Below are 25,970 nucleotides of genomic sequence, written 5' to 3'. Positions count from 1 at the left end.
TTAGTTTTTGCTCCAGCAGCTTGTGTTTTTGATGCCTAGGCTCTCTGGGTCAAATTCTGGGTTTTTACCAGCTTTTCTTTGAGCTTCGTAGTCTTTTATCGCTATTATCACCACTTTTGATAATAAGAAAATGGCGATGATATTTATCGTAGCCATAGCCGCCATCGTGATATCAGCGATGTTCCAAGCGAGCTTTAGATTCATCTGAGCGCCTATAAATATCATAATCACTGCTGTGATCTTAAATGCTAGCGTTAAATTTTTACTCTTAGTTAGAAATTTCATATTTGCCTGGGCGTAGTAGTAATTGCCGATGAGTGAAGTGATGGCAAATAGCACTACTGCAAGGGTCGTAAAGTGTAGCCCAAAGTCGCCAAAATACTCTTTCATCGCTGCTTGAACGAGAGGTAGGGCGGTTAGCACTTCGCCACTTACGCCAGTTTGTTTTGTAAGATATGCCTGAGAAAAAAGCACGATCATACCAGAAGCGATACATATCGTCATATCGATAAAGACCGCCATTGCTTGCACTAGGCCTTGCTTGACTGGGTGGCTTGTGTGCGCCGCAGCCGCTGCATTTGGCGCTGAACCCATGCCAGCTTCATTTGAAAAAAGTCCTCTTTTTATGCCTATCACGATCACGCTTCCAGCAAAACCGCCAAATATCGCTTTAAAATCAAATGCACTTTCTATGATCATCTTGATAACGGCTGGAATTTCTTTGAAATTTAAAACGATCGCGATGAGGGCTAGCAAGATATAAGTAAGAGCCATAAAAGGCACGATATATGAGCTAACTTTGCCGATGACGTGGCTCTTGCTAAAAAACATCACAGCCGTAAATGCTGTAAGGATAAGTCCGATGCCAATAGGCAAGCCACTTTGTGAAAAGCTCACGTTGCTGCCTGCTTGGTCGTAGTAAATTTCAAAGGCAGAGGTCATGGTGTAGCTTTGAAGCCCATTAAAGCCGTAAGCATAGGTGATGATGAGGATGATGGCAAACAAAGAGCCAAGCCACTTTATACCAAGCCCATTTTTGATGTAGTAAGCTGGACCGCCTTTAAAGCCAAAAACATCTTTGGTCTTATAAATTTGAGCTAGAGTACTCTCAATAAAGGCTGAAGCTGAGCCTAAAAACGCCATCAAACACATCCAAAAAAGTGCTCCAGGGCCACCTGCGACGATAGCCGCTGAAATTCCAGCGATGTTGCCGATACCAACGCGTGAAGCAGTCGAGATCATCAGCGCTTGAAATGGCGTTAGATGGTGCTTGTTATACTTGTCCTTTTTTTCTACCAGAACTCTGCAAGCTTCAAAGAACATCCTAAACTGCACAAAACGGGTAAGATAGCTAAAGTAAATTCCTGAAGCTACAAGGATGATAACCAAAAAATATCCATATAAAAAGTCGTTGGCTACATCCATTTTGCCGTTTAAAAAGTTTAAGAAATTCTCAAACACCATCTATCCTTTCAAATTTATTTTGACTTGATCTTCACGCCCTTCATTGAGTTGAGCAGAAGCCAGATCGTCGTGCCATTGTGAAGCATAGCAGTTGCTATTGGATTTAGCATGCCAAGCGTTGCGGCACTTAGTATGGCTGTATTTACGCCAACGGTTGAGCGGAAATTTGAGCTTATTAGCTTCATCGTCTTATTTGCGAGCTCTTTTGCAAGCGCCACGCTCATGATGTCGTCTTTTAAAAGGCTTATATCAGCCGTTGCTTTAGCGATATCTGCACCTTTGTGCATGCTTATGCCAACATTTGCTTTTGTTAGACTTGGCGCGTCATTTATGCCATCTCCGACAAAGGCGACCTTTTTGCCTTCATTTTTTAGCTCTTCGATGATCGCTGCTTTGTCCGTTGGTAAGCACTCAGCATAGACTCTATCAAGTCCAAGCTCGCGCGCTACCTCTTCAGCCTTGCTCTTGATGTCGCCACTTAGCATAACTATCTCTTTTACGCCAAGATTTCGTAGTTTTGCCACCATATCTTTAGCGTTTGCTCTCATATCATCTTTCATGGCTATGACGCCAACAAGCTCTTTGTCGTATCCCACGTAAAGCAAGGTTAGACCGCTTTGCAATGCCTTATTTATGAGTGTTTCGTGAGCTTTAAAGTTTATCATCTCATCATCTTCTAAGAAGTGCCTACTGCCGATAACCACCTCTTTGCCGTGCATCGCTGTTTTTACACCGTGAGCCACGATAAATTCGACCTCATCGTGGTGAATGTGGCTAAATCCACGCTTGTTTGCAGCCTCAACTATCGCTTCAGCTACTGGGTGGAAGTAGTGCTCCTCGGCACTTGCTGTTAAATTTAAGATATCAGCCTCTGAAAAGCCATCTTTAAAAGAGTAAATTTCAACCACGCTTAGGCGTCCGTGAGTTAGAGTGCCGGTTTTGTCAAAGACAAAGGTATCAACCGAGCTTAGAGCCTCGATCGCCTTTGCACCTTTTATAAGGATGCCGTTTCTGCCGGCTTTCGAGATGCTTGACTTAAACGCAACTGGCGTAGCAAGCTTAAGTGCGCAAGAGTAATCAGCCTGAAGCACGCTAGCAACGCTGTTCATATTTTTATTTATAACATACGAAAGCCCAGCAAGAGAGAGCGTGACTGGCACAAGTTTATCAGCTAGTTTTAGAGCTTTTACGCCGATGGCTGATTTTTCATTAAGTGAAGTTTGGATGTACTCTTTGATTCTTGCGGTTGCGGTGTCGCTACCTACGTTTTCAGCCCAAATTTTGATCCTACCTTCATCAACAACAGTGCCACTTATGACGCGGTCGCCTCTAGCTTTTGCCACAGGCTCGGCTTCTCCAGTCATTGAGACTTGATTGACATCAGCATTACCCTCGACGATGTAGCCATCAACGCCTATCGTCTCGCCAGCTCCCACGACAACGATGTCGCCCTTTTTTAAATTTTCGGTTTTTACCTTTTCAAGCGTCTTTTCACCGTTTAAATTTCGCTCGACCCATACCTCTTCGATGTTTGGTTTGGCTAGCTCTTTTATTAGATCATCACTTCTGTGGCTAGCACTTTCTTCCATATATTCGCCGATATTTATCATCAAATTTGTGCTATTTGCAGCTAGGTGGTCGCCCATTGCAAGGCTTGTGCCAATAGCAGTTGCTTCAAGCACTTTTGATGTGACGCCCTCGTGCCTTAGCTCTTTTGCGCCTTCTATTAAATTTGGAGCTGTGGCGTAAAGAGTCACGGCTGATTTTAGAGTTTTATTACTCATAAATGGCGTTACACCAAGTGCAGCAGCAGCTTTGTAGATATTTGCTTTGCTAGGTAGGCTCTCATCTTTTGGCTTGGTTGGAAAATCATAGCTCTTTATAAAATCTAAAATTTTCTCATAGCTCTTATCAAACTCGACAACGATGCTTTTTGCGTATTTGTTTACGCGCACGCTTTTTGCATCGGTTCGCTCTGAGATCGCAGCCTCGATGGCGCTGACATCGCTTCTAGCGTTTAGGCTCTCGCAAATAAACCTCGCTCTATTTTTGCTCTTGTGAGCTAGAGTGACCTTATTTTTGTGAGTCAAGTTCTGCTTTGACATCTTCAAAACGCTCTTTTAGTTCTTCTATGCCAGCGTTTATTAGCTCGCCACCTTTGATGATCGCTTTAAATACGCACTCTTGTGCTTTTGGATTAGTTAGCACATAAGCTGCTATGCCGCCTAAAAGTAGGCCTTTTACAAAGCCAGCTGCGTTAAAATTTTCAGGTACAAATGGTAAATTTTGAGCTGCATTATTTATCGCATTATCAACTGCACTTGGCTGAGTTGCTGCTGCGTCATTTGCGTTTTCTTCATTGATATAAGGGTTATTCATTATTTGCTCTCCAATTTTATTAGTTCTTCAGCTATCAAAAGACCGCCGATGCCAGCTGCTGTGAAAGCTGCTGCGTTTAGATATTTTTTTTGCGCTATCAAATTTGAAGCGTGAATGCCAACAGCACCTACAAAACCGCCAGTTACAGCATATTTTACTATCTTCTTAGCGACATCTTTTTTAGTTGCTCTGTTGTTTAGATAGTCGTTAAAGCCAAGTGCAGCCGCACCCATGCCAGCGATTAAGGCTCCGCTGATGAAGTGATCAAACGGAAGCCTTGTGTTTGAAAGCGTAAAAAGATTATTTTCTTGCATTCTCTATCCTTAAGCTATATCGTTTGGTGTGATAGCTTTTGGAGCTGCTGGCTTTTTAGTGCGTGGTTTTCTTGTTTTTTTAACCACTTTTTCAGCCTCTTTTTCTACTTTTTTAGCGCCACGTTTTGCTTTTTTCTCTTCTTTTACCATGAAGTCTTTTGCGTCTTTTGCGACGTTTTTGCCTTTTTTGTAAAGATCTTTTGCAGCCTCTTTGCCTTTGTCTAGGCCGTCTTTTGCGCACTCTTTGATCTTATCTCTTTTACTCCAAGCAACTACTGCCAAACCGCCTACTGCTAAACCTGCTAAAAATGGTAATGCCATTTTAAATCCTTTCTTTGTTTGATTTTGTAAATTATTCATCTTCTTCATCCTTATTTAAATTTTTACTAACTACTGAAATGCCTAATGCCCCAAGTGCAAGCCCGCTAAAAAACGAGAAATTTGGATTATTGGTTATCTTTGCTAACTCACTTTTATCAGCCTTGCCACTTGCGATATTTTGCAAGCTTTTAGTTATCTCATTAAAGTCATTTTGATAGCTCTCTAAAATATTTGTTATGCCATTTTGCTCAAAATTTTGTGAAATTTCATTTAAATTTAGCTCATTTTTTTCCCCAACTCCACTATAAATTTCTTTTAAGCAGTGCTTTAAAGAGGCTATGTATTCGTTATTTGAAGTAGCCCAAAGTCTAAAAAATAGATCTTTTAACTCCTCATCATCTAAGCTTTCACAAAATTTTTCATACATTTTGTTTAGCTCATTTTCATAGTTTAGCGCTTCTATCAGCGCATCTTCTTTATTTTTTGCCGGCAAAAAGATAGCTTCATTTTCACAAACAAGCTCATACTTATGCGCGCTTGCAAATTTTTTTATCAAGATGGTCGCGTTTTTTCTCACGCTTGCGATTTGATCAAATACTTCGCCAAATGAAGCTAGGCTTTCATATAGCCTAAGTGCGTTTTTTTCGCTCGTATAAGAGGCGTTTAAAAGCTCATTAAGCATACTTTACTTCTCTTGCTACTTCATTTACTTTAGCTGAAATTTCTTCTAAATTTTGACCTTTTAAGAGATCCTCCCAGAGATTTTTAGGGAAAATTTCGTGGTCGTATTCGATCGTTACAGAGCCGATTATCTTGTTAAATTTAACATTTTTTATGCCATTTATCTGAGCGATCATATCATCTAAACTGGCTAAATTTACGCTGCTGCTTAGCTCCTTTATCTTTGGGCTAACCCTTACTCTTAGTCTGCCATTTGTGTGAGCTATCATCGAAAAATAGCTTGCAACTTGTGCTAAAGTTTGTGTTTTTATATCCATTTGTTTCCTTTTAGTTGATGGCATATTATCTATTATGTAACTTAAACAAATCTGAAATTTTTTTGTCTTTCATTATCAAAAAGCAAAATGAAATGATAAATTTAAACCCCATTTTTTGCTTGGCAATCACTACAAATTCCATAAAGTATCATCTTGTGAGACTCTGCGCTAAATGAACTTTGGCTACAAATTTGCTCCTGCCTTTGCTCTATCATCTCATCTTCAAAATCAACCACCTTTCCGCAAATTTCGCAGATTAGATGATCGTGAGAGGATTTTAAATTTAGCTCATAGTTTTTAACACCATTTTGCTCAAAACTATTTGCTAGATGGTGCTCTTCAAGAAAATTTAAAAAGGTATATATAGAAGTCATTGAAATTTCATTTTTGTAAGTTTCATAAATTTTTTGGCAAATTTCTTGAGCACTTAGATGCGACTTGCTAGCAAAAAGCACACGCAAAATTTGCTCTTTTATCTCAGAGCCTTTTTGATCAAAAGCTTTTAAAAACTCGTTAAAATGCTTGTAAAATAGTTCAAAGTCTTCCACAAAATCCCTATCAAATTGATAATGAATGTAAAGATTTTACAACTTTTCTACTAAAAAATGCATAAAATTTCTTACGAATTTAAAGTAAAGTATTTTATAAGCTTCTTTTGGTATAGTTTCGCATTTTTTAAATCAGAATTAAGGAACGAAATGACTTACGACGAGCTAGAATTAGACGCCGTTTTGTTAGAGGTTTTGGAAAATAGAGGCAGCTTTGACTCGATGGATGACGAAGAGCTTTATGAGCTTATCGAGCAAGTCGCGCAATACACTGACGGCGACTACGAAGAGGCGTTTGAATATATGACTCAATTTTCTCCAATCCCTAAAAAACGCTTTGTATCACTATTTATGGTTTAGCAAAAGGCTAAGCCATAATCTTTCTAAATTTATAAACTAAATTTCTAAAATCTTTAAAATATAAAAAAGAGAGCTTGACTCTTCTAAAAGAGCCAAGACATGAGGTTATTATAAGAAGTATTTTGAGATTATCTCTTTAAATTTGATTGTGTATTTGCTAGCTTTTGGGCTGTTGTTGTAGATATCTTCAAAGTCATACATTCTCTCATAGTAGTCGTTTGTATCTTGTGCGTTTATCTTAAGTCTTGCCACATCTAAGCTAACGCCCACGAAAGCTCCACTTGTCTTGCCACGCTCCTCGACAAATGCTGAAATTTCAGGCAAATCACTAGCTATCGCTACTTCGTTGCCAACGCCACCAGTTGCTTCTGCTTTTAGACTGATCGTATCTTTTGCGTTAAACAAGCTTGCGTAGGCTTCTGAGTTTTTAAACAAAATGATCATATCAGCCGAGCTATATCCTAGCTGAAGTCCGATGCTGCCAGATGTGTAATTTACAAAAAACGGACTTGACCATTCGCCATCGTCGTTTTTAGCGATAAATACACCTCTGGCTTTTGAGCCAGTGATGATCGCACCTGCTTTTGTTACGTCTGGGATGATAGCGATGGCTTTGATGCCTGTAAATTTAGTATTTGGTTTTAAATTTCTAGTGCCAAAAGCGTTTAAAATGTTTATCGCATTTTTTAATTTTTGATTTTGGATGACGTCGGCCTCTAAATTTAGCGTGAAAAATGAGCCGATCAAAAAGAGTAAAGTTAGAATTTTTTTCATCAAATTTCCTTATTTAAAATTTTTGTTATTATAGCCTAAAATAAACTATTATTTAAAAATTTATTAATGAAATTTTATGAGATTTCATTATAAAATGCCCATTTTTAAGGAAAAAATATGAGCTTAATACTTTTTGTAGAATACGTTGGTATCGCATCAGCTGCGCTTAGTGGCTTTTTATTTGCAGTAAAGAGGGAGTGCGACTGGCTTGGCGTCTTTTTGTCCGCATTTTTGACCGCACTTGGAGGCGGTATCATGCGTGATATGCTCGTTGGTAGGGCGGTTTATTCATTCACTCACTACATGCCAGTAAGCGTCGTCATCTTTATGCTTGTTGTATCTAGGATCACAAATTTACATATAAAAAGAGATGGTTTGGAGAAGAAATTTGTCTTTATCTTTGCCGACGCGATCGACGTTATCTGCTTTTCTATCGTTGGTGCGATGGTGGCGATCGAGTATAGTTACAACATCTTTGGCGTCATGATGATCGCCTTTTTTAACGGCGTTGGCGGCGGTATCTTAAGAGATATCTTGCTAAATGAAGTCCCGTGGTTTTTACGCACCGGACTTTACGGCACGATAAGCCTTGGCGTGGGGCTTGCCTACTTTATACTCTATCATTTAGGTCTTAGTAACATATTTTTTACTATGCTCTTGCTCGCATTTGGCATCACGGTGAGGATGTTTGCATTTTATAGAGGCTGGAAGCTGCCTGATCTATGAAATTTAGCGAGTTTTTTGATATTTGGGTCAATGAAAACTACTATAAATTTGGCGTGGATATCGGCAAAAAGGGCGATTTTTACACAAATGTAAGCGTTGGCTACCTCTTTGGCGCCTGCCTTGCAAACTACTTTATAAAGCTACTTAAAAATGGCGAAATTTCTAGCTCTTGCAAGGTCGTGGAGATCGGCGCAAACTCAGGCGATATGCTGGCTGACTTCGCACAAGGTGTTTTTACACTTGAGCCAGAAATTTTGCCAAATTTAGAGTTTATCATCATCGAACCTCATGAAATTTTACGCAAAAAACAGCTTGAAACCTTTAAAAATCGCTTTGGCAACGAAGTAAAAATAAAACACTATGAAAATTTAGGTGAGTGCTCGTTTGATGAAATTTTTGTCATATCAAATGAGCTGTTTGACGCATTTAGCTGCGAGGTGATAGAGGGGGAAAATATGCTTTTTGTGAATAGTGACCTAAAATTTTACTGGCAAAAGGCAGATCAAAATTTACTAAATTTAGCAAAGAAATTTGGCATAAAAAAGGGTGAAATTTCAACCAGCTACTCTAAATTTGCGCTTCAGCTTGCAAATGCGGCTAAAAAGGTTAGATTTTTAAGCTTTGACTACGGCGAATTTGAGCCAAAAAATGAATTTAGTCTAAGAGTTTTTAAAGATCATCAAGTTTTTTCTTTGTTTGAAATTTCAAACCTAGAGCCATATTTTAAAAGCTCAGATCTAACTTATAGCCTTTGTTTTAAGCAGGTAAAAGAGGCTTTCTCTCTGGCTGGCTTTAAAATGGTCAAATTTAAAAAGCAAAATGAAGCTTTGGTTTGCGACTTTGGCGTGGATGAAATTTTATCTTTAGTGCTTGAAAAGGGGAGCAAACAAGCCTATGAAAATGTCACCAAACAGGCGAAATTTCTACTCTCGCCTGAGTTTTTAGGCGAGAAGTTTAAATTTATAGAGTTTTTAAAGGGCTAGTCTGACGATATCAGCGTAATCCGCCTCACAAGCCTTCAAAAGGTCATTTGGAGCTATCTTTATCTGCTTGCCTCTTACTCCAGCGCTTACTAGCACGTACTCTTGCTCTTTTGCTCGCTCATCGATGAAAGTCGCAAAGTGCTTTTTCATAGCAAGTGGCGAGCAGCCGCCTCTGATGTAGCCGGTGATCTTTTCTAGGTCTTTTAAATTTATAAGCTCGCAGCGTTTGGCTCCACACGCATGAGCAAGTGCTTTTAGATCAAGCTCCAGATCGCCTTGCAAGCAAGCAACGACAAAATTTTTAGGCTCGCACTGGCAGACGATTGTCTTATAAATTTGCTTTATATCTTGCTTGGTGCTAGCTGCTACGTGAACGGCTGAAAGATCGTTTAGATCGACTTCGTATTCTAATATCTCATACTCTATTTTTAGCTTGTCTAAAAGCCTAGCGGCGTTGGTTTTATGTATCATCTTTTCTCATTTTTGTGAATTTTTTGTATAATTATAGCCAAAACTTAAAGGAGGAAAGATGGCTGAAGAAGTTGAAGAGAAAAAAGCAAAAAAAGGTGGCAATGGCGCTTTGATGATAATCATCATCGCGATATTTGTTTTATTGCTAGTTATCGGAGGGCTAGTGGCGTTTTTGATGCTTAGTTCTGACGAGCCAAAAGAGGCAAATATGGCGCAAACACCAGCTCAGACTCAAACTCAACCAGCACCCGCTCAAAACAAAGCAAAACGCGGTGGCAACGACTATTCGAACATGGGACCGATATATCCGCTCGATCAGTTTGTCGTAAATTTACTTAGTGAAAATGGCTCGAGATTTCTTAAAACTAAGATCGATCTAGAGCAAAGCGACGAGCTACTAACAGCCGAGCTTGATAAGAAAAAGGCACTTTTAAGAGATATCATCATAAGAACGCTCTCTTCTAAAACTTACGAAGAAGTAAGCACTGCAAAGGGCAAGGATAGGCTAAAAGACGAGATCGTCGGTAAGCTAAATGAAGTGCTAAATGATGGCTACATCAAAAACATATTTTTTACTGATTTTGTGGTGCAATGATAGGCATCGATATCGTTAAGATAGATAGGATTTCAAGACTTAAGGCTCGTCACGGCGAGCTTTTTTTAAAGAGATTTTTAAGTGATAGCGAGATCGCGCTAGCAAAAAATGATGCGACTTTGGCTGGATTTTGGGCGGCCAAAGAAGCAGCTAGCAAAGCCCTTGGTGTGGGCATCAGCAAGGAGTGTGGCTTTTTAGACATTATGCTCAGTAAAGATGCAAAAAACGCACCAAAGATAAAATTTAGCCCAAGAATTTATACAAGCTTTAATATCAAAGAAGCAAGCCTTAGTATAACTCACGACGGCGGATTTGCCGTAGCTGCAGTGATGATTGTGTAAAATTTGTCTGTTTTTACCAATTTCTAGCTGTTTTTTGAAGAAAAGCCTAATTTACAAATAAATACTTATATAAACTTTTTTACAAAAAAGACGAAATTTGATGTAACCTTTGGTGATCATAAAAACTAAGGATAGTAAAATGCAAATTTCTAATAATCTTTCAACCTCTAACTATCTCTCAAGAGAGAACATAGTAAGAGAGATGGGCTTTAAATTTAACGATATAAACGAGATACTTAGTAACGATATGGGTCATGGTATGACATTTACTAAGTATGCAAGGCTAGATGATAAAGAAAGGGCAAGAGAATACGATAGATATGATCACTCACTCACTGGATTTGTAAAAGGTGAAGGAGAGCCAAGAGTAAGCATACTTGGCAAGCTAATGGGCTATGACGACGCTTTTTCAAAAGATGAGATAGATGAGCTAAAGAAATTTATAGATGATAGCGGTGTTTTAGGGCTTGAGAGAAATCCAGCATTTGAGCCAAAGGGGATTTTTAAAGATCCATTAAGTAGTAAAAAGCTTAGCGTTGATGATTTTATAGATCAGTTTGCAAATAAAAAAATCCTCTCTTTTATAGCTTTTGGCGGTAGTAAGACAGCTGAACTACTTGATAGCGATATGAGTGTTGATGAGTTTAAAGGCAAATGGGCTAAATTTGCACTAAATGAGCGCTTTGGTTTAGAGCTTGACGATGAGCTAGCAAAAGAGACTATAAATTCTATCAACGATCTTGAAACACAAAACGAAGAAGATAAAAAAGAGAAGAAATTTACACCTATACAAGTTACTAAAAAATCTCAAACCTATAAGCTTGAAGCTGATGAGAGATTTAAAGAGATATATAAATTTATAAAGAGTGAATTTGATAGTGGCAAGAGTATGTTTGAGATTTTAGAAAAAGTAGCAAAGTTTAAAGTGGATAAAACAGCATAAGGGGAGCTGAAATGATAACTAGCATAAACGGACTTAGCAACACACCGATACAAGAAAGCACTATCCAAAAAGAAAATGCAAAAATGTCAAATGAGCAAGAAAAGGCTTTAATAGATAAACTAATGCATAAACCCCTTGTAGAAGTATTGCCAGAATTTATTGATATAGATGAAAGTAAAGATAACTGGATAACGGATGCTATAAATAAGATAGACACTATGCTTTCTAAGAAATATGATTTTACTATCGAGCAAAGACGTGCGTTGATAGCAAAATATCCAGAAAAGATGGAAGAGCTTGAGATTAGTGTCTTGCAAGGGCACATGGACTGGTTGCTTTCTAACTCAGTAGATGGCAAGCCAACAATTTCTGGACTGATGGTTGGTATCGGCACAGCAGAACAAGAGGCTGAGCTAGAAGATTTTATGAACTCGTTTCCTGAAGATACAATGATGAGTAATGATGGTGCTAGATTGTTTGCTAGAGCGGATCTAAGCATAGAAGAGTTTAAGAAGCTTTATAGAGAAGATGTAGAAAAAACTACAAAAGAGCATAAAGAATTTCTAGCCAAACTACACAAAGAAGAACAAGAATACAATGCAAATTTTGTCAAAGAACAAAGCGAGAAGAAATTTAAACCTATGCAGGTTAAAAAGAAGTATGAGACCTATGATATAAACAAGGATCAAAAATTTCTCTATGCAAGAGAGCTTTTAAATTTCAAAGAAAAAAGAGGCATAGATGTCTTAGAGCTTATGCAAAAGATAGACAAGAAGCAAATTTTAAATAAGATGGCTTGATGGATAAAACAGAGCTACCTTTTTAAATTTATCTATTTAAGCTTTTGTCTCGTTTTGAAGCTTTGTGGCATGAGCTAGCACACTATCTACTATCTCGCTCGCACTTTTGCCATCTTTTGAAGTGAGTAAATTTCTCTTTAGTAGCTCTTCTAAGATAAATTTGATCATCTTCTCATTTTTTAAAAGTCTTGAAAGAGGCACTATATCATCAGCCAAGCTTTGCTCGCTCATTAGCTTTGAGTAAGAGCTTGCCTCTACGCTAAGCTTTGTCTCGCCACTATCACTAGCGATAGGGCTAAAACTCTTTAAAAATCCCACAAATACACCAGCATTGCTATAAGTATCATCTGCTTGATATACCAACATATCAGGGTTAAATGTATATTCGTCGCTGGCTATTGCGTCAAGATGCTCTTTACTAAAATTTAGCTCATAGACCTCGTGGCTTACTCCAAAGCCTCTAAGTTCATCTCTAACGCTCTTTGCATCGTTAAATTGATCAAATGTTTTATATACATTTGTAACAGATATTAGGCTCACATCTTTTAAGAAATTTGCATTTTTACCAAAGGTTTTTTGGTTAGTATCCAAGCTAAAGCCTTTTGGTAAATTTACTAGATCAGCCTCGCTATATCTATCTTTTTCATCGCCCACAATGCTTTTAAAAAGGTTATAGTAGTGCTTTGTGGTATCAGCTACGTCTATCTTTTCAAAGGCAGCCTTGCTTCTATCTTGTGTGAAGAGATATGTTTTGTTGTTGTATCTAACTATCTCATCAAGCGTGCTTTTGTGAAGTTTAAAATCTTGTGGCAAGCCTGCTGCTTTGTTAAAATCAGCTCCCATAAAGCCAGCTTTATCTACTGTGTAGCCATAAGCTTGAAGATCACTGAAATTTAAAGAGATGAGACTATTTTGAGAAGAAGTGGTATAAGTAAATTTAGCTGGCTCTTGGCTTGGCTCGTTACTCTTTTCTTTGACACTTTGCTTTATAAGATTACTAAAATTTAAAGATCTATCTTGTTTGTGTTGTTGCTTGGTGTATGAATTTACATTTGTGCTTAAGATGCTAATATCATTCATGGTTTGCCTCCTAGCTAGTTTAAAGCAAAAGGTGTTCCAGTGAGTGAATTAGTATTTCTTACTCTGTTATTATTCTGTAAAAAATAATTACTTGTAATGATATATGGTGCCCGAGGTCGGACTCGAACCGACACAAGGTTGCCCTTACCAGATTTTGAGTCTGACGCGTCTACCAGTTTCACCACTCGGGCTAAGTTATGATTGAAATTTTAGATTTGTGAGAAGAAATAAAAAGGGGAGACTTGCTCCCCGAAAAAGAAAATTATTTCTTTTTACCTTTTTTAGCAGCACCAGCAGCAACTGCTTCTTTAAGTTTTTTGCCAACTTTGAATTTGACTGCTTTGCTAGCAGGAACGTCGATTACTTTCTTAGTTCCAGGAACTCTAGCTTTCCTTGCAGCTCTGTCAGCAGTACCGAAAGTACCAAAGCCTATAAAGCTAATTGTATCGCCTTTTTCAAGAACCGCTTGGATTGTCTCCAAAGTAGCATCAACAACTTTTAGAGTATCTTTTTTTGAAAGACCAGCCTTGTCGGCAACCGCTTGAATAAATTCAGCTTTTTTCATGAACCATCCTTTTAAGAAGTTATGCGGCAATTCTACACTCTTTTAAAAAAAAATACAATACTTTTTCCCTAAATTTAGCTCTTTTTTTGCATTTTTTTAGTAAAAAAGACCAAATTTTGAACTTTCACTCGCAAATTTCAAACGTAAGCTCGTTTTTTAGCCCTATCTTTTTCATATCTACAAGCTTTAAATTTTCAAAATTTAGAGCCATTAGCTCATCTTTGTTTGTCACTTTAGCATTTGCGATCTGGCGTAAAACCTCACCTCTATAAGCTTTTGCATGGTGGCTTAGTATCTTTTTGTTTTTTAAGAAGCAAAATGTCGTAAATTCTTTTTTTACCACATAAAATTTCTCATAAAATTTAGCTCTAAGATCTAAAATTTCATCATTTTCTAAAAAGCTATCGACTGCCTTGCTAAAATTTTGCTCATAAAATTTACAAATATCAAAGCTAGCTAGCTTTTCGCCTTGCTTTAGTTTATATTCAGCTATCTTATCTTTTGCTAAAATTGGCCCAAATAAATTTGAAAATATCAAAACATTATTATCTATATATTTTTGAGCCTCAACGCTTAGTCCGCGGTAGTTTAGGTGCTTGTAGGCAACGCCGTCATATCTTAAGATAGCTTTTATGCTACCTTTTTTAGATAGGCTTTCTCGCAGTTGCTCGCTATCCTCAAGCTCTTTTAGTCCAAAAAGCTTTTTTATCTCGTCTAAATTTGCACTTTTTAAAAACTCATCATATCGTTTTAAAATTTCAGCCCTTTTGCTAAAAAGCTCAGAAAATATCAAATTTTTACCATCAAATTTATCATTTGTATTTAGAGAAATTTTGCTTTCGCTTGGTGAGAAGAGGATTTTTAACGCCATTTTCTTTCCTATTTTATATATGTAAATTTTGGCAGATTATACAATAAAACTTTTTTGCACTAAAAAAAATCAAATTTTCACCGATATATCACAAAGCGGAATTATTCTTGCTTAGAGTGAATAAAAATTTAGGGAAAAATTATGAGAATTACAAATCAACTACGTTTTAGTCAGACTTTGCACGACTATCAAAAAAATATGGTTGGCGTAAATAAAAGCTACCAGCAGCTCTCAAACGGACTTAAAATCCAAGATCCATACGACGGTGCTGCGGTTTATAACGATGCGATGAGGCTTGATTATGAAGCGACCACTCTCACTCAAGTGGCAGACGCTACTGGTAAGTCAGTAAATTTTGCAAAAAATACGGACAATGCGCTGAAAGAATTTGAAAAACAGCTTGAAAATTTTAAAACAAAAGTCGTTCAAGCAGCCAGTGACGTGCATAGCACAACCTCTCTTGAAGCTTTGGCAAACGACCTTCAGGGCATCAAAAACCACCTTGTAAATATCGCAAATACCTCTATAAATGGGCAGTTTTTATTCTCAGGAAGTGCTGTGGATACTAAGCCGATCGATGGCTCAGGCAAATATCAAGGCAACCGCGACTATATGAAAACTTCAGCCGGCGCGCAGGTTGAGCTTCCTTACAATATCCCGGGATTTGATCTATTTTTAGGAAAAGATGGCGACTACAACAAAGTTTTGACAACAAACGTGATGCTAGCTGATCAAACTAGAACCGACATCTCTTATGCACCAAAATATCTTAATGAAAATAGCAAGATAAAAAATATGATCGGTCTAAACTACGCTAGTGACTCAGTCGTGGGCAGTGACGGTTCTTATAAAGGCACGATCGAGCCTGATTATGACTTTTTGGATACTTCAAATATAAATTTTCCTGACACATATTTCTTTATGCAGGGTAAAAAGCCAGACGGCACGACATTTACAAGTAAATTTAAGATGAGTGCTGATACGTCGATGTCTGGTTTGATGGAGAAGATCGGTATGGAATTTGGCAACACAAAGACGACAAAAGTTGTCGATGTGAGCATAAATAACGACGGACAATTTAATATAAAAGACCTTACAAAAGGTAATCAAACGATAGACTTTCACATGGTTGCAGCTACTTCTGTTGCGGCCAATCGTGATACTATCGCCCCAAGCACGGCACTTGATACTGTAAATTCGCTAGAGGCGCTTGAAAACATGGCAAATGCTGTGCCAAAAACGGTTCATATAACTGAATTTGTAAAGAGCAAATACCTTGATAAAGATGGAAATTTAACAAACGCATTTGACTATGACAAGGTTAGATTTGAGCGAAAAGATAACGAGCTAGTGGCAAATTTACCACAAATTGCTAGAAAAACTGGCGAATACGCAACCGACCAGACAAAGCTAAGCGAGGTCTCTGGCACAAAAGAGAGCTACAATAGAAATTTATACCCAAGAGATGTTGACGCTAGAAAGAGGGAACTTTTTAATATCGACGGTCAAGAGATAGGTCTGCAGGTAAAGTCGATCACTGGCACAATGTATGATATCAAAGTCAAAATGGGCACAGCAGGCGGCACAAACACCCCAGTGCAGTTTCAGATAACTTCAACAACGACTGCTGGCGTGGTCTCACCAACTAGAAATTTAACAGTCTATAACTCAGATGAGTTTGGCAGCTACAGAACCTATGCTAGCGACTTCACATACCGTCAGCTCATGGATATCGTCGCGATGGCAGCAAGCGATAATATCCCTGACCCTCAAAACGTAGAAAATGCAAATTTCGACACAGATATCGAAAAGGTCAGAAGAGATCAAAACTACAACGCCTACAAAGACGCCTTATCAAAGACTAAGGGCGCGGTAGAGGTAAATTTAGACGATCGTGGCAGGATGGTGCTAACTGATAAGACAAAATCAGTCACAAACATCGAAGTTACTATGTATGACGCAAAAAATGGCGATAAATTTGACGGAGATAGCACTGGTATGAATACAGCTGGCGTTGCTGGTCACGCTCAAGGAAAGGGCTCTGTTTTTAGCTTTAACGAAAATAACGCTTTAACGATCGATGAGCCAAGCACTAGCGTCTTTCAAGACCTTGACGATATGATATATGCTGTTAGAAATGGCTACTATAGAGCTGACTCTGAGAACCACGATCCGCGAAATACCGGCATGCAGGGCGCTCTAAAAAGGCTTGATCACCTGATAGACCACGCGAACAAAGAGCTTACAAAGATCGGCTCTCAAACCAAGCTTTTGACATCGACAAAAGAGCGCGCAGAGATAATGAAAGTAAATGTGTTAACCGTTAAAAATGACGTCATAGACGCAGACTATGCAGAGTCATATCTTAAATTTATACAGCTTTCACTCTCATATCAAGCTACTCTTCAAGCAAGCGCTAAGATAAATCAACTAAGCTTGCTAAACTACTTAAACTAAAATGATAAATCAGCAGGCCTAGCTTGCTGATTTTTTAAAAATTAAACTCAAGCGTGCTATAATAAGCCTTTTTAACAAAAGGATCTAAAATTTTAAGACATATATTATTTACTATTTTTGTTTGTTTTTTTATATATTTTGGTATCGCTACGGCTGCTCCGACTGCTGATTTTGTAGGCTCACTCGGACAGAGCCTTGGCGTTTTTAATATTAAATATTTTGGACTTATTGCCTATGTCTATCCGTTTTTGTTTATCGTTCTAGGCTATTTTGTATATAAAAATTTTAAGAAATTTGACTTTGATTTTGCTCAGTTTGTAGTTGGGATTTTTCTATTTTTTATCGCATTTTTGATGTTTCAAGCTTTGAGCACTTCTGGTACAAACAGCGGCGTGATAGGGGGCTTTATAGTCTCAGCACTAAAAGAAGTTATCGGTGCTATCGGCACTGCAGTTGCTATACTTATGATATTTATCATCTCACTTGGACTTGCTTTTAGAGAAAATTTTATCATCGTTTTAAGAAAGGCCTTTGTAGATAAAGAGCCAAATGGCTATGAAGAAAAAAGCGCAAGCGTAAAAGAGGTAAGGGCTAGGCAGATACCAAAGATAGAGCGCAAAAAGCCAAAAGCAGAAGAGATAAAAGAAGAAGAGCTTATAGACGCTCAGGTATTAAATGATGATGAGGCAAATTTAGAGAGTGAGCCAGAGACAGAACCCGCACAAGAGAGCAGATCTGCAACTATAAGTGGGGTTGAAATTTTAAATGAAGTGGCTGAAAACAAAAAACTTCTTGATCAAATAGAACGTGGCAAGGTCGAAAAGCCAAAAGACTTTGTCTTGCCACCGCTTAAATTTCTAAACGACCCTCCAAAGCGCTCACACAATATAAATGAGGCAGAGATCGATCAGCAAATTTCAAATTTGCTCGATAAACTGCGTAAATTTAAGATAGATGGCGATGTTGTGCGAACTTACACTGGTCCTATCGTCACGACATTTGAGTTTCGCCCAGCCCCACACATCAAAGTAAGTAAAATTCTTACTTTGCAAGATGACCTAGCCATGGCGCTAAAGGCTCAAACGATCCGTATCCAAGCGCCGATCCCTGGCAAAGACGTCGTAGGCATCGAGGTGCCAAATCAAAATTTAGAGACGATCTATCTAAAAGAAATTTTAGAGAGTGAAGTCTTTAAAAATGCCAGCAGCCCGCTAACTATGGCTCTTGGCAAGGATATCGTTGGTGCTCCTTTTGTGACCGATCTTAAAAAATTACCGCATTTGCTGATCGCTGGAACAACAGGATCAGGCAAGAGTGTGGGTATAAATGCGATGCTTTTAAGTTTGCTTTATAGAAATAGCCCACAAACCTTGCGTCTAATGATGATCGATCCAAAGATGCTTGAATTTAGCATATATAACGACATCCCACACCTTTTGACGCCGGTCATCACAGAGGCTAAAAAGGCGATCACAGCGCTTTCAAATATGGTCGCTGAGATGGAGCGAAGATATAAGATAATGAGCCAAACTCGCACAAAAAATATAGAGAGTTACAACGAAAAGATGAAGAGCGAGGGCGACGAGCAGTTTCCATACATCGTCGTGATCATCGATGAGCTAGCCGATCTTATGATGACTAGTGGCAAGGATGTGGAGCTTTATATAGGGCGTCTAGCGCAGATGGCAAGGGCTAGTGGCATACACTTGATAGTAGCGACCCAGCGCCCAAGTGTCGATGTCGTGACCGGTCTTATAAAGGCAAATTTACCAAGCAGGATAAGCTACAGAGTAGGGCAGAGGATCGATAGTAAGGTCATCTTAGATCAAATGGGAGCTGAGAGCTTGCTAGGACGCGGGGACATGTTATTTACGCCTCCTGGAAGTCCTGGAGTGATCAGACTGCATGCGCCATTTGCTAGTGAAAAAGAGATCGAGACGATCGTAAATTTCTTAAAAGAGCAACAAGACGTGATCTATGACGAGAAATTTCTAGCAGAGGAGGGCTCTAGCGCAGGCTCGGCTGCTGGCGTGCTAGGCGAAGAAGAGCTTGACGAGCTATATGAGGAAGCTAAAGAGATCATCTTAAGCGAGCAAAAAACATCGATCAGCTACCTACAAAGACGCCTAAAAATAGGCTACAACAAGGCTGCAAATATAATCGAACAGATGGAAAAAATGGGCGTTTTAAGCCCTGTAAATGCAAAAGGCCAAAGAGAAATTTTGGTTTAAATTTATAATCAATGTAAAGATAAAGGAATAAAAATGTTTAAATTTGGAGTTATCATTTGCATTCCTTTTTTTGTGCTAAATTTTAACTTTGCTAATGATCTTAATACGAGTAATGTAGAGAAAAACTCATCAAAGTTAGCTTCTATACTAAAAACTCTAAAACAGATGGATATACCTTTTTCTGGCGATGAGTATGAGATAGAGAATTTATCCAAGCTAGATGATAAGATGCTAGCGGCTGTAAAAGCATCATTGCCAAAACAAACTGCGCTATATGATGTCATCAAGAGTGATCTAAATAAAGACGGCATAGAGGATGTAGTTGTGGTAACTCAAGAAACATTTAAGGATAAATTTATGCCGTTTAGTGATGGCTGTGACGAGAGCACCAAAGACGATAAATGGTGTCAAATAGTAAATAAAAATCGTCGTGGTGTCGTGATCTTACTCTCAAATGGTGATAAATATGAGGCTGTAGTAACTAAGCGAGATATCTTTGAGAGCCCAAATGAATATGGTGGCGTTTATTATCCACCAGAGCTTGCAGTAGAGATAGAAAATAACGAACTAAAATTTTTATATGGCCATGGCAGGTATGGATACTGGGAGTATGTTTTTGCATTAGATGGAAAAGATTTTAAGCTTATAAAGTATTTTAGTAGTGTTAACAATGGTCCTAAACCAGAGCATATAGTGCAAATGGACTTTGTAAATCATAGGCTAGAGAAAAGTGCAAATTTGCTATATCAGGGCGATGAAGAGCATAAGAGATACGAAGAGTGTATAGAAAAGTACAGATCTTTTGATGATGCGCAAGGAGAGGAAGATTATGATGCAATATTTATTAGAAAAACTTATGAGCTAAAAACGCAAGAAATTTTACTCTCAGAAGTTAAGAAGGCTGATTATATAGGTGGTCGTTGGCTGGATGATCTACAAAATTCAAAAGAGTTAGGGAAAATTTTGAAGATTGATTTTTGGGGTGATGAATATCTGGGCGATAATGCAGATGAACTTGCTAGATGTGTCACGGATAAGATATAAAAGCTTTGTGTTAATTTAAATTTATCTACTAAATTTAATGGATAATGAAAGTTTGCAAATTAAAACTATCGTTAAAAATTTAAAAATAAATTTTAAAAATAGCTAAAAGCATTTAAAAATATTTAAACTCTTTATGAAACAAATTCGCATAACGTGCTAATTGATACCTAAAAGAGCTATATCATAACTACAAAAAACATTGCTCTTGACGTTAACGAAATAAATTTGACACTTTTAATTAGCCTTATGATAACTGCAAAGACTTACCCCTAGATAAGTGTCCTATAACCCACCTAAATCACGATACAGCAAATCGTATGTGGTGGGCTGTGAGAAACCATCTTGGATATTTAGGGACTAGCAATACTCACGGACTTTACGTATTACGCCATACAGTGGCTTCTAGGTTAGTGAGTTTGAAGGGATTTAATGCTCATAAACTGATGGCTTTTATGGGTCATACAGATATTAAAAGTAGCCTGCATTACGTCCATCTAAATGTTGATGATATACGTGATGGTATGGAAGTTGGTGTTTAGCAAAAAGGTGGTAAAAGTACTTGGTATTTGGTTGCGGAGGACGGATTTGAACCGCCGACCTTCGGGTTATGAGTGTTATGCGCTATTTTTATAAGTAGCCATTAAGCTACATTTGTTAAAATTTGCCCTATGAAAGTATTAAAAAGCTCGACATTTGATAAGTGGTTGCATAAGTTAAATAATCCTATTGTTAAGGTTTCTATATTGAGAAGATTGGAGCAGATAGAAACAAAAGATCATTTAGGAGATTATAAATTTATTGATACAGACTTATACGAACTTAGGTTTTTTAATCGTGGTGGGTTAAGGATATTTTTTACTTTTAATGGCGATGAAATAATTATATTGTTAAATGCTGGTGATAAAGATAGCCAAAGCGATGATATTAAAAAGGCAAAAGAAATTTTAAAGGATTATAAATGAAAGAAGAATTTACTAAATTTAATTTAGAAGACTATTTAACAACTGATGAATTAAGAAAAGAGTATTTAAATCAAGTCTTAGCCGATGGCGATATTGAAGAATTTAAAAGAGCATTATTTTATATAGCAAAATCAAAAGGCATTGAAAATGTTGCAAAGAAAGCAAATTTAAATAGAGAAAGCTTTTATAAGATGTTTAAAGAGAATTCAAAACCTAGATTTGAAAGTATATTTAAGGTTGTGAATGCTCTTGATATTAAGCTTGTTTATGCTTAATATTATTTTAGTCAAAAAAGATTTTGTGTTTTATACTTTCTCCTGTTGTTTTTTCTATATGATCTTCAAGTTCATAAATTCTCATTTCTAAATTTCTTATTTTTCTTTCTGCTTCATTTGCTTTGCTGTTTGCTTTGTAGATGTAATATACCATTGCTATTGTTATTATTATGCTTATTATTGTTTCCATCGCACCTATATAATACATTTGTGTTATTCCTTTTTCCATTTCCTGATTAATGTTTTGTGTAAATTTTGCTGATTGTTCCATTAGCTTATTCATATTGTTAAGGTATTCTTCCATTTTTTCCCTTTTTATTTCACTTCTATTTTTATATCTTTTTTAAGCCTTGTATTCTTTACTTGCTTGCTATCTCCTAGCCTTTGCATTATTAGTTTATCGTTTGTGTCTATTATTTCAACCAAGTATTTATTAAATTCTATTTTCTTAATTATTTTAATATTGCTGTTTGTAAGGCTTCCGAAGTATCCATTAAACACTTTTTCACCTCTGCTGTTTTGATTATAAAATTCTATGTTTATTACTCCATGTTCTCTTGTATAGCTCCATTTTTCGTGTATAAATTTGCCATTATCTAAATCATAGATGAAACCATCATCTTTGATCTCAACTTTCCATTTACTGCCTGCACTTGTCATAAAATTAATAAATTGATTGTTCTCGGTTGTGATTTCCCATTTACCCATTATATTTACATCTTCGCCAAAGTCATAACAAAAAGCGTTTATTGAAAATATGAGTATTATTAGTATTTTTTGCATTACTTTGTTTCTTTTATATTTATTTTTCCATTATTTGCTTTTTCTTTTATTTTTTCTAACTTTTCTAAGAATTTTTGTGTTTCTAAAATTTGTTCGTCTAGTGCTAATCCTTGATTTATTAGTCTTATTAGTTCTGGTTTTTCTTTTTCCCAGTTCGTGAGTGTATTTCTAGTAATGTTTAATTTATCTGCTAATTCTTGCCTAGTCATTTTTAACACTTTTTGACAAATTATTTGGCATTTTATTAATTTTTAAGGTTTTTTTATTTAACATTTCATTATCCAAATGCACAATAATTGTGCATAAAATTTTTGATTTTTGTTCGCAACAAAATTATATCAAAAATTGTGTGGCTTTTGCCCTGAATATGGCAATAAACTTTTCTGGCTCCGTTTGGACGAAACACCTTTTCGGAGCCAAGTTAAATGGTGTTTCAAAAATAAATAAATAAAAAAAGGTGTTAAACATGCAAATCGTTAAATCTGACTATGATTTAAAATACATTCTAAAAGGTGGTCTTGTAAGAAGTTCAGCTTCTGGCAATTTGAAGGTAATGACTACTCTTCTTCTGTTCGCATATCTTCTTCAAATATCTATGACGTTGTCAATGAAAAGACTGGCTTTACTGATGAAGTAGAGCAAAAAGTTATCTTCAAGATCATTTGCCCTGATAACAATACGGCTGGGCTTGTAGCTAGCGCAATAAAAGAGAAATTTCGTAAAGGCGAAGAGATACCAGTTGAAGGCGGTTTCCCAAATGATCAAAGAATTATCACAATAGCAAATCCAGTTGAATACTTCCTATTTGATACAAAGCCAGCTAAAAAGACTGAAAACAAGTAAATAAAGGGGTTTAGCCCCTTTAACTATTTATATAAGCGTGTTTCCTTATATAAGTAGTTAAGGTTACTAAGCTACTAAATTTCTTAAAAAAGGATTTCAGATGAAATTTCTTGCTTCTGCTAAATCTAAGGTTTTAGCTGGTGTTGCGGCAATGGGTGTTCTTTCTAGTAATGCTTTAGCCGCTGGTATAACAATGGCGTCTGATGGCACTGTTACGGGTGATCTTAATGTTGGTCCGTTTATGAGTATCGCTGGTGCTGTTCTTGTTGCTTATGGCGTGTTCTTTGCTGTTAAAAAGGGTCTTGGTCTTTTGAGATAAAAGGCTTTTTCTCTTTGAAATAGTGTATGCCCCTCAATTGGGGCTAATTTTTAAAAAGGTTAAAAATGTATTTTGATTTTATCGATATTACGAAATTTGGTATATTTTTAAACTCTTTCTTTGGCTCTGTGATCGTTTTTTTGCGATAATTTTTTCCATATCTTCAGCCTTAAACCTTTTTAAAAATTAGCCCTTAAATTTATAGCTTAAAGCAGAGTGCGAAGCAAAGCTTTAAGCCGACAAACGAAGTGCGTCAGTAATGAATAGGAATTAAATATTATGGATAAAGTCTATCTAAATTTAACATTAGAGCAATATAACTTCTTGATGTCCTTAACTGGGGCATTGTGCGGGTTTTTGCTATGTATGTTTATTTATATAGTCTTATCCAAAATTTAAAAAAAGGTGTTTAAATGTTTAGCGTAATTGGTGTCCCAGCTTTTGACTACTTCTTTTCAATATTCGTTTGGTTTATGATTTTAACCCTGCCGGTTTGTGCTGGCTTAGTCCTATTCATAAAAAAGGCTTTTTAAGGATTTCAAATGAAATTTCTTATAAAGCTTTTTTGTCTGCTTAGTTTGTTAATCTCTTTTGCATTCTCAAAAGAAGTTTGGGTAATTACTGATGATCTTTTAGATAGTTTAAAACCTATGAATAATTGTGAATTTTTCTTGGGTAAAAAATTCTTAAAATGCACTATTCCAGAAACTGGTAAATATAGAGTTATTAGGGTTAATTTTGCTAATGAATATTTGTATTTTAATCCAACTAGATCAAGCGGTTATTATTACAATACAATGTATTATTACTTTGTTGATAAGGTTCAATATAGTGGTTATTTTAAGTATGTAAATAAATATTCATCTTATAGATATGCTGAAAGTGATGCCTAAAGTGGCAAATTATTTACCTATACAAATATAACCGAATTTCGTTTAAATGAATCATCTTATGTTGATTGTTCTGCTGGTGATAATTATGGCATAAAATCAAAAAAATGTTTCCCTGCTTGCCCAGCTGGTCAGTCTTGGGATTATGAAAACGAAGTTTGTTATTCTGATTGCTCCGATAAAGATTTAAATAAATTTGGCTATTCAAATGGCACAGCTCAAGGTGGGTGCGTTGATTGCTCGAATGCTTTAAGTAATGATCAAATAATGCGTTGTGCTTGCTCTGGTTTTGGTTCTTCTTATGAACCTGGCGTTATTTCTGAATATCCATCTGATCCATCTTTTAAACTTGGTAATTGTAAAAGTGGCATTCAAATTCGTTTTAAATCTCGCCTGAATGACAAAGATAAAGACAAGGATAAAAAGAAAGATAACAACTCTACAATTTCAAGCGATAAAGACAAAGAAAATCCTAAACTTGATAAAGACAAAGAAAATCCTAAACCTGACAAAGATAAAGATAAGAAAAAAGATAACAACTCTACAAATTCAAGCAATAAGGATAATCCAAATCCTGATAAAAAGGACAATAATGAAAACGGAAACAAGCCTAACGGACAAGATAGTAATGCTTCGAATAATAATAGTGGTGGCTCTTCTGGTAATGGTTCTAGTGGTGGCGGTGGGACTGGTGTAGAAACAAAGCCAAATCCAAATCATAACGGCAACGGCAAAGAAGATGGCAAGAGTGATGGCAAAGGTGAAGAATGCAAGGGCGATGATAATATTGGACCTGCTAAATTAGATTACGAAGGTTTAAAAAGTAGTGCGGATACTTTTGAAGGTCAATTTAAAACTGCCATTGATGATAGTTTTAGCTTTGTAAATGATGTAAAAGCTAGCCTAGCAGATACTTTGCAAAAGATTAAAGACGGAAATTTAATGTCTTTGAAAAAAGGGGCAGTGCCGACAACTTGCCCTTTGAGTTTTCAAATTGATATGACTTATTTTTCTAAGAATTTAACTTTTGATTTTTGCAAAATTGTTTCGCCAGTTTCTTCATCTCTTTATATTTTGTTTTATTTGGGCTTTTTTGTTCTATTCTTGCTTGCTGTAATTAAGCTATTTATTTTAACTTTTATGGGGTGGTAGGATATGCAAGCTATTATAGCAATGATTGTTTCATTTTTTGGCTTCTTTAAATGGGGAAAAATTGTTGATTATGCTCTTCGTGCTTTCATTTTTTCAAAAATGGTTATCATTAATGCCATTTTGGGTGGTTTAATCCTTTCTTACGCAACTGCTGTTCTTTACATAATAAATTTTATATATTCAAAATTTAACTTTGTGGTTGATTATGTTAATAATTTACCAACTGGTAATGATAAAATTTTAACTACTGCTTTATCGTTTATAAAATCGCTCGGCGCTTGGAATGCTCTTTGTGATGTAATGGCTATTTTTTCGCCTATCTTTTTAAGTTTTTTTCTTATCTATGCTACAAAGATAGGCATTGTTGTCTTTAAATTTGTTCGAGAAACAATTTTATCTTTTGTTGTTGCAAAGTCTTAATATGATTACTTATTTAATTGGCAATCCTGGAAGCGGAAAAACATATTACGCCGTATTTATG

33 protein-coding genes and 1 tRNA gene are annotated in these 25,970 nt (G+C 36.6%); 17 read left to right on the top strand and 17 right to left on the bottom strand.

Annotated elements, in window-relative coordinates; all coding sequences use genetic code 11:
• The 8 genes from G6W42_RS06520 to G6W42_RS06485 all read right to left on the bottom strand — a co-directional run bounded on the left by G6W42_RS06520 (position 1) and on the right by G6W42_RS06485 (position 6,024).
• Positions 1 to 1,464 carry an alanine/glycine:cation symporter family protein gene (locus G6W42_RS06520; RefSeq protein WP_194173390.1) on the bottom strand — a complete coding sequence of 488 codons (1,464 nt, stop codon included), beginning with the start codon at positions 1,462 to 1,464 and terminating at the stop codon, positions 1 to 3.
• A 14-nt stretch (positions 1,465 to 1,478) separates the two neighbouring features.
• A complete protein-coding gene (locus G6W42_RS06515; protein ID WP_430640609.1) occupies positions 1,479 to 3,569 on the bottom strand; it encodes a heavy metal translocating P-type ATPase in 2,091 nt (696 codons plus the stop codon).
• Positions 3,538 to 3,843, bottom strand: a complete 306-nt coding sequence (locus G6W42_RS06510; protein ID WP_194173389.1) for a YtxH domain-containing protein — start codon at positions 3,841 to 3,843, stop codon at positions 3,538 to 3,540. The genes G6W42_RS06515 and G6W42_RS06510 overlap by 32 nt, the downstream gene beginning before the upstream one ends.
• Positions 3,843 to 4,157 carry a hypothetical protein gene (locus G6W42_RS06505; protein WP_012001863.1) on the bottom strand — a complete coding sequence of 105 codons (315 nt, stop codon included), beginning with the start codon at positions 4,155 to 4,157 and terminating at the stop codon, positions 3,843 to 3,845. The genes G6W42_RS06510 and G6W42_RS06505 overlap by 1 nt, the downstream gene beginning before the upstream one ends.
• Before the next feature lie 9 nt (positions 4,158 to 4,166).
• Positions 4,167 to 4,478: a hypothetical protein gene (locus G6W42_RS06500; protein WP_242042706.1), complete on the bottom strand. Its 312-nt coding sequence runs from the start codon at positions 4,476 to 4,478 to the stop codon at positions 4,167 to 4,169.
• Between the two features lie 31 nt (positions 4,479 to 4,509).
• The gene (locus tag G6W42_RS06495; RefSeq protein WP_194173387.1) at positions 4,510 to 5,160 is read right to left on the bottom strand and encodes a ferritin-like domain-containing protein; all 651 of its coding nucleotides are present in this window, start codon (positions 5,158 to 5,160) and stop codon (positions 4,510 to 4,512) included.
• Positions 5,153 to 5,476, bottom strand: a complete 324-nt coding sequence (locus tag G6W42_RS06490) for an HMA2 domain-containing protein (protein WP_002942231.1) — start codon at positions 5,474 to 5,476, stop codon at positions 5,153 to 5,155. The genes G6W42_RS06495 and G6W42_RS06490 overlap by 8 nt, the downstream gene beginning before the upstream one ends.
• Positions 5,477 to 5,577: 101 nt before the next feature.
• Positions 5,578 to 6,024, bottom strand: a complete 447-nt coding sequence (locus G6W42_RS06485; protein ID WP_194173386.1) for a transcriptional repressor — start codon at positions 6,022 to 6,024, stop codon at positions 5,578 to 5,580.
• 150 nt (positions 6,025 to 6,174) lie between these two features.
• Between G6W42_RS06485 and G6W42_RS06480 the strand changes: the two genes are divergently transcribed.
• The gene (locus G6W42_RS06480) at positions 6,175 to 6,384 is read left to right on the top strand and encodes a hypothetical protein (RefSeq protein ID WP_002942234.1); all 210 of its coding nucleotides are present in this window, start codon (positions 6,175 to 6,177) and stop codon (positions 6,382 to 6,384) included.
• 108 nt (positions 6,385 to 6,492) lie between these two features.
• On the opposite strand, the gene G6W42_RS06475 is transcribed toward G6W42_RS06480, so the two are convergent.
• The gene (locus tag G6W42_RS06475; RefSeq protein ID WP_194173385.1) at positions 6,493 to 7,158 is read right to left on the bottom strand and encodes a lipid-binding SYLF domain-containing protein; all 666 of its coding nucleotides are present in this window, start codon (positions 7,156 to 7,158) and stop codon (positions 6,493 to 6,495) included.
• A 117-nt stretch (positions 7,159 to 7,275) separates the two neighbouring features.
• Here G6W42_RS06475 and G6W42_RS06470 point away from each other — a divergent pair, with 117 nt between their 5' ends.
• Positions 7,276 to 7,884, top strand: a complete 609-nt coding sequence (locus G6W42_RS06470; RefSeq protein WP_194173384.1) for a trimeric intracellular cation channel family protein — start codon at positions 7,276 to 7,278, stop codon at positions 7,882 to 7,884.
• Positions 7,881 to 8,867, top strand: a complete 987-nt coding sequence (locus tag G6W42_RS06465; RefSeq protein WP_194173383.1) for an SAM-dependent methyltransferase — start codon at positions 7,881 to 7,883, stop codon at positions 8,865 to 8,867. Before G6W42_RS06470 ends, G6W42_RS06465 begins: the two co-directional genes overlap by 4 nt.
• Here G6W42_RS06465 and ybaK read toward each other — a convergent pair.
• A complete protein-coding gene (gene ybaK, locus G6W42_RS06460; protein WP_194173382.1) occupies positions 8,856 to 9,338 on the bottom strand; it encodes a Cys-tRNA(Pro) deacylase in 483 nt (160 codons plus the stop codon). The genes G6W42_RS06465 and ybaK overlap by 12 nt on opposite strands.
• Before the next feature lie 58 nt (positions 9,339 to 9,396).
• Between ybaK and fliL the strand changes: the two genes are divergently transcribed.
• The 4 genes from fliL (at position 9,397) to G6W42_RS06440 (ending at position 12,017) form a co-directional block, all read left to right on the top strand.
• On the top strand, positions 9,397 to 9,933 hold the full coding sequence (fliL, locus tag G6W42_RS06455; protein ID WP_002942267.1) for a flagellar basal body-associated protein FliL: 537 nt from the start codon (positions 9,397 to 9,399) through the stop codon (positions 9,931 to 9,933).
• Complete coding sequence (acpS, locus tag G6W42_RS06450) at positions 9,930 to 10,274, top strand: holo-ACP synthase (protein ID WP_109147236.1); 345 nt, start codon at positions 9,930 to 9,932, stop codon at positions 10,272 to 10,274. The genes fliL and acpS overlap by 4 nt, the downstream gene beginning before the upstream one ends.
• 139 nt (positions 10,275 to 10,413) lie before the next feature.
• The gene (locus G6W42_RS10370) at positions 10,414 to 11,217 is read left to right on the top strand and encodes a hypothetical protein (RefSeq protein WP_196779956.1); all 804 of its coding nucleotides are present in this window, start codon (positions 10,414 to 10,416) and stop codon (positions 11,215 to 11,217) included.
• A gap of 11 nt (positions 11,218 to 11,228) precedes the next feature.
• Complete coding sequence (locus tag G6W42_RS06440; RefSeq protein ID WP_194173381.1) at positions 11,229 to 12,017, top strand: cell surface protein; 789 nt, start codon at positions 11,229 to 11,231, stop codon at positions 12,015 to 12,017.
• Between the two features lie 36 nt (positions 12,018 to 12,053).
• Here the strand turns inward: G6W42_RS06440 and G6W42_RS06435 are convergent, their stop codons facing one another.
• The 4 genes from G6W42_RS06435 to G6W42_RS06420 form a co-directional block, all read right to left on the bottom strand.
• The gene (locus G6W42_RS06435; RefSeq protein WP_194173380.1) at positions 12,054 to 13,097 is read right to left on the bottom strand and encodes a Cj0814 family flagellar-dependent secreted protein; all 1,044 of its coding nucleotides are present in this window, start codon (positions 13,095 to 13,097) and stop codon (positions 12,054 to 12,056) included.
• A 104-nt stretch (positions 13,098 to 13,201) separates the two neighbouring features.
• Positions 13,202 to 13,288 (bottom strand) — tRNA-Leu (locus G6W42_RS06430).
• Positions 13,289 to 13,359: 71 nt separating this feature from the next.
• A complete protein-coding gene (locus G6W42_RS06425; RefSeq protein WP_012001719.1) occupies positions 13,360 to 13,662 on the bottom strand; it encodes an HU family DNA-binding protein in 303 nt (100 codons plus the stop codon).
• A gap of 124 nt (positions 13,663 to 13,786) precedes the next feature.
• On the bottom strand, positions 13,787 to 14,533 hold the full coding sequence (locus G6W42_RS06420; protein ID WP_194173379.1) for a YaaA family protein: 747 nt from the start codon (positions 14,531 to 14,533) through the stop codon (positions 13,787 to 13,789).
• A 141-nt stretch (positions 14,534 to 14,674) separates the two neighbouring features.
• Between G6W42_RS06420 and G6W42_RS06415 the strand changes: the two genes are divergently transcribed.
• The 6 genes from G6W42_RS06415 to G6W42_RS06390 all read left to right on the top strand — a co-directional run bounded on the left by G6W42_RS06415 (position 14,675) and on the right by G6W42_RS06390 (position 21,502).
• On the top strand, positions 14,675 to 16,990 hold the full coding sequence (locus G6W42_RS06415) for a flagellin (RefSeq protein ID WP_194173378.1): 2,316 nt from the start codon (positions 14,675 to 14,677) through the stop codon (positions 16,988 to 16,990).
• Positions 16,991 to 17,079: 89 nt separating this feature from the next.
• Positions 17,080 to 19,221, top strand: coding sequence for a DNA translocase FtsK 4TM domain-containing protein (locus G6W42_RS06410; protein WP_430640611.1), 2,142 nt, complete (start codon positions 17,080 to 17,082; stop codon positions 19,219 to 19,221).
• 33 nt (positions 19,222 to 19,254) lie between these two features.
• Positions 19,255 to 20,265, top strand: a complete 1,011-nt coding sequence (locus tag G6W42_RS06405; protein ID WP_194173377.1) for a hypothetical protein — start codon at positions 19,255 to 19,257, stop codon at positions 20,263 to 20,265.
• 284 nt (positions 20,266 to 20,549) lie between these two features.
• Positions 20,550 to 20,804: a tyrosine-type recombinase/integrase gene (locus tag G6W42_RS10825; protein ID WP_430640610.1), complete on the top strand. Its 255-nt coding sequence runs from the start codon at positions 20,550 to 20,552 to the stop codon at positions 20,802 to 20,804.
• Positions 20,805 to 20,933: 129 nt separating this feature from the next.
• Positions 20,934 to 21,227, top strand: coding sequence for a type II toxin-antitoxin system RelE/ParE family toxin (locus G6W42_RS06395; protein ID WP_012139914.1), 294 nt, complete (start codon positions 20,934 to 20,936; stop codon positions 21,225 to 21,227).
• Complete coding sequence (locus G6W42_RS06390; RefSeq protein WP_009293986.1) at positions 21,224 to 21,502, top strand: addiction module antidote protein; 279 nt, start codon at positions 21,224 to 21,226, stop codon at positions 21,500 to 21,502. Before G6W42_RS06395 ends, G6W42_RS06390 begins: the two co-directional genes overlap by 4 nt.
• Before the next feature lie 7 nt (positions 21,503 to 21,509).
• Here G6W42_RS06390 and G6W42_RS06385 read toward each other — a convergent pair whose 3' ends face one another.
• The 3 genes from G6W42_RS06385 to G6W42_RS06375 are packed head-to-tail and all read right to left on the bottom strand — an operon-like array spanning position 21,510 to position 22,494.
• Positions 21,510 to 21,806, bottom strand: coding sequence for a hypothetical protein (locus G6W42_RS06385; RefSeq protein WP_194173375.1), 297 nt, complete (start codon positions 21,804 to 21,806; stop codon positions 21,510 to 21,512).
• 11 nt (positions 21,807 to 21,817) lie between these two features.
• Complete coding sequence (locus tag G6W42_RS06380; RefSeq protein WP_194173374.1) at positions 21,818 to 22,285, bottom strand: hypothetical protein; 468 nt, start codon at positions 22,283 to 22,285, stop codon at positions 21,818 to 21,820.
• Positions 22,285 to 22,494 (bottom strand): helix-turn-helix domain-containing protein, encoded by a 210-nt coding sequence (locus tag G6W42_RS06375; RefSeq protein ID WP_103558097.1) that lies wholly within the window; start codon positions 22,492 to 22,494, stop codon positions 22,285 to 22,287. Before G6W42_RS06375 ends, G6W42_RS06380 begins: the two co-directional genes overlap by 1 nt.
• 734 nt (positions 22,495 to 23,228) lie before the next feature.
• Here G6W42_RS06375 and G6W42_RS06370 point away from each other — a divergent pair.
• The 4 genes from G6W42_RS06370 to G6W42_RS06355 all read left to right on the top strand — a co-directional run bounded on the left by G6W42_RS06370 (position 23,229) and on the right by G6W42_RS06355 (position 25,909).
• Positions 23,229 to 23,447, top strand: a complete 219-nt coding sequence (locus tag G6W42_RS06370; protein ID WP_012140307.1) for a hypothetical protein — start codon at positions 23,229 to 23,231, stop codon at positions 23,445 to 23,447.
• Between the two features lie 542 nt (positions 23,448 to 23,989).
• Positions 23,990 to 24,340, top strand: coding sequence for a hypothetical protein (locus G6W42_RS06365; RefSeq protein ID WP_194173373.1), 351 nt, complete (start codon positions 23,990 to 23,992; stop codon positions 24,338 to 24,340).
• A 264-nt stretch (positions 24,341 to 24,604) separates the two neighbouring features.
• Positions 24,605 to 25,489 carry a hypothetical protein gene (locus G6W42_RS06360; RefSeq protein ID WP_194173372.1) on the top strand — a complete coding sequence of 295 codons (885 nt, stop codon included), beginning with the start codon at positions 24,605 to 24,607 and terminating at the stop codon, positions 25,487 to 25,489.
• 3 nt (positions 25,490 to 25,492) lie between these two features.
• A complete protein-coding gene (locus G6W42_RS06355; protein ID WP_194173371.1) occupies positions 25,493 to 25,909 on the top strand; it encodes a hypothetical protein in 417 nt (138 codons plus the stop codon).
• Positions 25,910 to 25,970 lie beyond the last annotated feature (61 nt).

This window comes from Campylobacter concisus, assembly GCF_015230015.1.
GTDB lineage: Bacteria > Campylobacterota > Campylobacteria > Campylobacterales > Campylobacteraceae > Campylobacter_A > Campylobacter_A concisus_AF.
The sequence above is the reverse complement of the archived record's forward strand: the minus strand, read 5'-3'. Positions and strand labels throughout refer to the sequence as shown.

Coding starts and splice junctions, on each gene's coding strand:
- G6W42_RS06500 (WP_242042706.1), bottom strand. CDS start 4,478: ATGGCATTACCATTTTTAGCAGGTTTAGCAGTAGGCGGTTTGGCAGTA.
- G6W42_RS06360 (WP_194173372.1), top strand. CDS start 24,605: ATGCGTTGTGCTTGCTCTGGTTTTGGTTCTTCTTATGAACCTGGCGTT.
- G6W42_RS06520 (WP_194173390.1), bottom strand. CDS start 1,464: ATGGTGTTTGAGAATTTCTTAAACTTTTTAAACGGCAAAATGGATGTA.
- G6W42_RS06475 (WP_194173385.1), bottom strand. CDS start 7,158: ATGAAAAAAATTCTAACTTTACTCTTTTTGATCGGCTCATTTTTCACG.
- G6W42_RS06415 (WP_194173378.1), top strand. CDS start 14,675: ATGAGAATTACAAATCAACTACGTTTTAGTCAGACTTTGCACGACTAT.
- G6W42_RS06370 (WP_012140307.1), top strand. CDS start 23,229: ATGAAATTTCTTGCTTCTGCTAAATCTAAGGTTTTAGCTGGTGTTGCG.
- G6W42_RS06365 (WP_194173373.1), top strand. CDS start 23,990: ATGAAATTTCTTATAAAGCTTTTTTGTCTGCTTAGTTTGTTAATCTCT.
- G6W42_RS06440 (WP_194173381.1), top strand. CDS start 11,229: ATGATAACTAGCATAAACGGACTTAGCAACACACCGATACAAGAAAGC.
- G6W42_RS10370 (WP_196779956.1), top strand. CDS start 10,414: ATGCAAATTTCTAATAATCTTTCAACCTCTAACTATCTCTCAAGAGAG.
- G6W42_RS06505 (WP_012001863.1), bottom strand. CDS start 4,157: ATGCAAGAAAATAATCTTTTTACGCTTTCAAACACAAGGCTTCCGTTT.
- G6W42_RS06495 (WP_194173387.1), bottom strand. CDS start 5,160: ATGCTTAATGAGCTTTTAAACGCCTCTTATACGAGCGAAAAAAACGCA.
- G6W42_RS06395 (WP_012139914.1), top strand. CDS start 20,934: ATGAAAGTATTAAAAAGCTCGACATTTGATAAGTGGTTGCATAAGTTA.
- G6W42_RS06480 (WP_002942234.1), top strand. CDS start 6,175: ATGACTTACGACGAGCTAGAATTAGACGCCGTTTTGTTAGAGGTTTTG.
- G6W42_RS06515 (WP_430640609.1), bottom strand. CDS start 3,569: ATGTCAAAGCAGAACTTGACTCACAAAAATAAGGTCACTCTAGCTCAC.
- G6W42_RS06355 (WP_194173371.1), top strand. CDS start 25,493: ATGCAAGCTATTATAGCAATGATTGTTTCATTTTTTGGCTTCTTTAAA.
- G6W42_RS06425 (WP_012001719.1), bottom strand. CDS start 13,662: ATGAAAAAAGCTGAATTTATTCAAGCGGTTGCCGACAAGGCTGGTCTT.
- G6W42_RS06390 (WP_009293986.1), top strand. CDS start 21,224: ATGAAAGAAGAATTTACTAAATTTAATTTAGAAGACTATTTAACAACT.
- G6W42_RS06490 (WP_002942231.1), bottom strand. CDS start 5,476: ATGGATATAAAAACACAAACTTTAGCACAAGTTGCAAGCTATTTTTCG.
- G6W42_RS06375 (WP_103558097.1), bottom strand. CDS start 22,494: ATGACTAGGCAAGAATTAGCAGATAAATTAAACATTACTAGAAATACA.
- G6W42_RS06380 (WP_194173374.1), bottom strand. CDS start 22,285: ATGCAAAAAATACTAATAATACTCATATTTTCAATAAACGCTTTTTGT.
- acpS (WP_109147236.1), top strand. CDS start 9,930: ATGATAGGCATCGATATCGTTAAGATAGATAGGATTTCAAGACTTAAG.
- G6W42_RS06385 (WP_194173375.1), bottom strand. CDS start 21,806: ATGGAAGAATACCTTAACAATATGAATAAGCTAATGGAACAATCAGCA.
- G6W42_RS06470 (WP_194173384.1), top strand. CDS start 7,276: ATGAGCTTAATACTTTTTGTAGAATACGTTGGTATCGCATCAGCTGCG.
- G6W42_RS06405 (WP_194173377.1), top strand. CDS start 19,255: ATGTTTAAATTTGGAGTTATCATTTGCATTCCTTTTTTTGTGCTAAAT.
- G6W42_RS06465 (WP_194173383.1), top strand. CDS start 7,881: ATGAAATTTAGCGAGTTTTTTGATATTTGGGTCAATGAAAACTACTAT.
- G6W42_RS06435 (WP_194173380.1), bottom strand. CDS start 13,097: ATGAATGATATTAGCATCTTAAGCACAAATGTAAATTCATACACCAAG.
- ybaK (WP_194173382.1), bottom strand. CDS start 9,338: ATGATACATAAAACCAACGCCGCTAGGCTTTTAGACAAGCTAAAAATA.
- fliL (WP_002942267.1), top strand. CDS start 9,397: ATGGCTGAAGAAGTTGAAGAGAAAAAAGCAAAAAAAGGTGGCAATGGC.
- G6W42_RS06420 (WP_194173379.1), bottom strand. CDS start 14,533: ATGGCGTTAAAAATCCTCTTCTCACCAAGCGAAAGCAAAATTTCTCTA.
- G6W42_RS06510 (WP_194173389.1), bottom strand. CDS start 3,843: ATGAATAACCCTTATATCAATGAAGAAAACGCAAATGACGCAGCAGCA.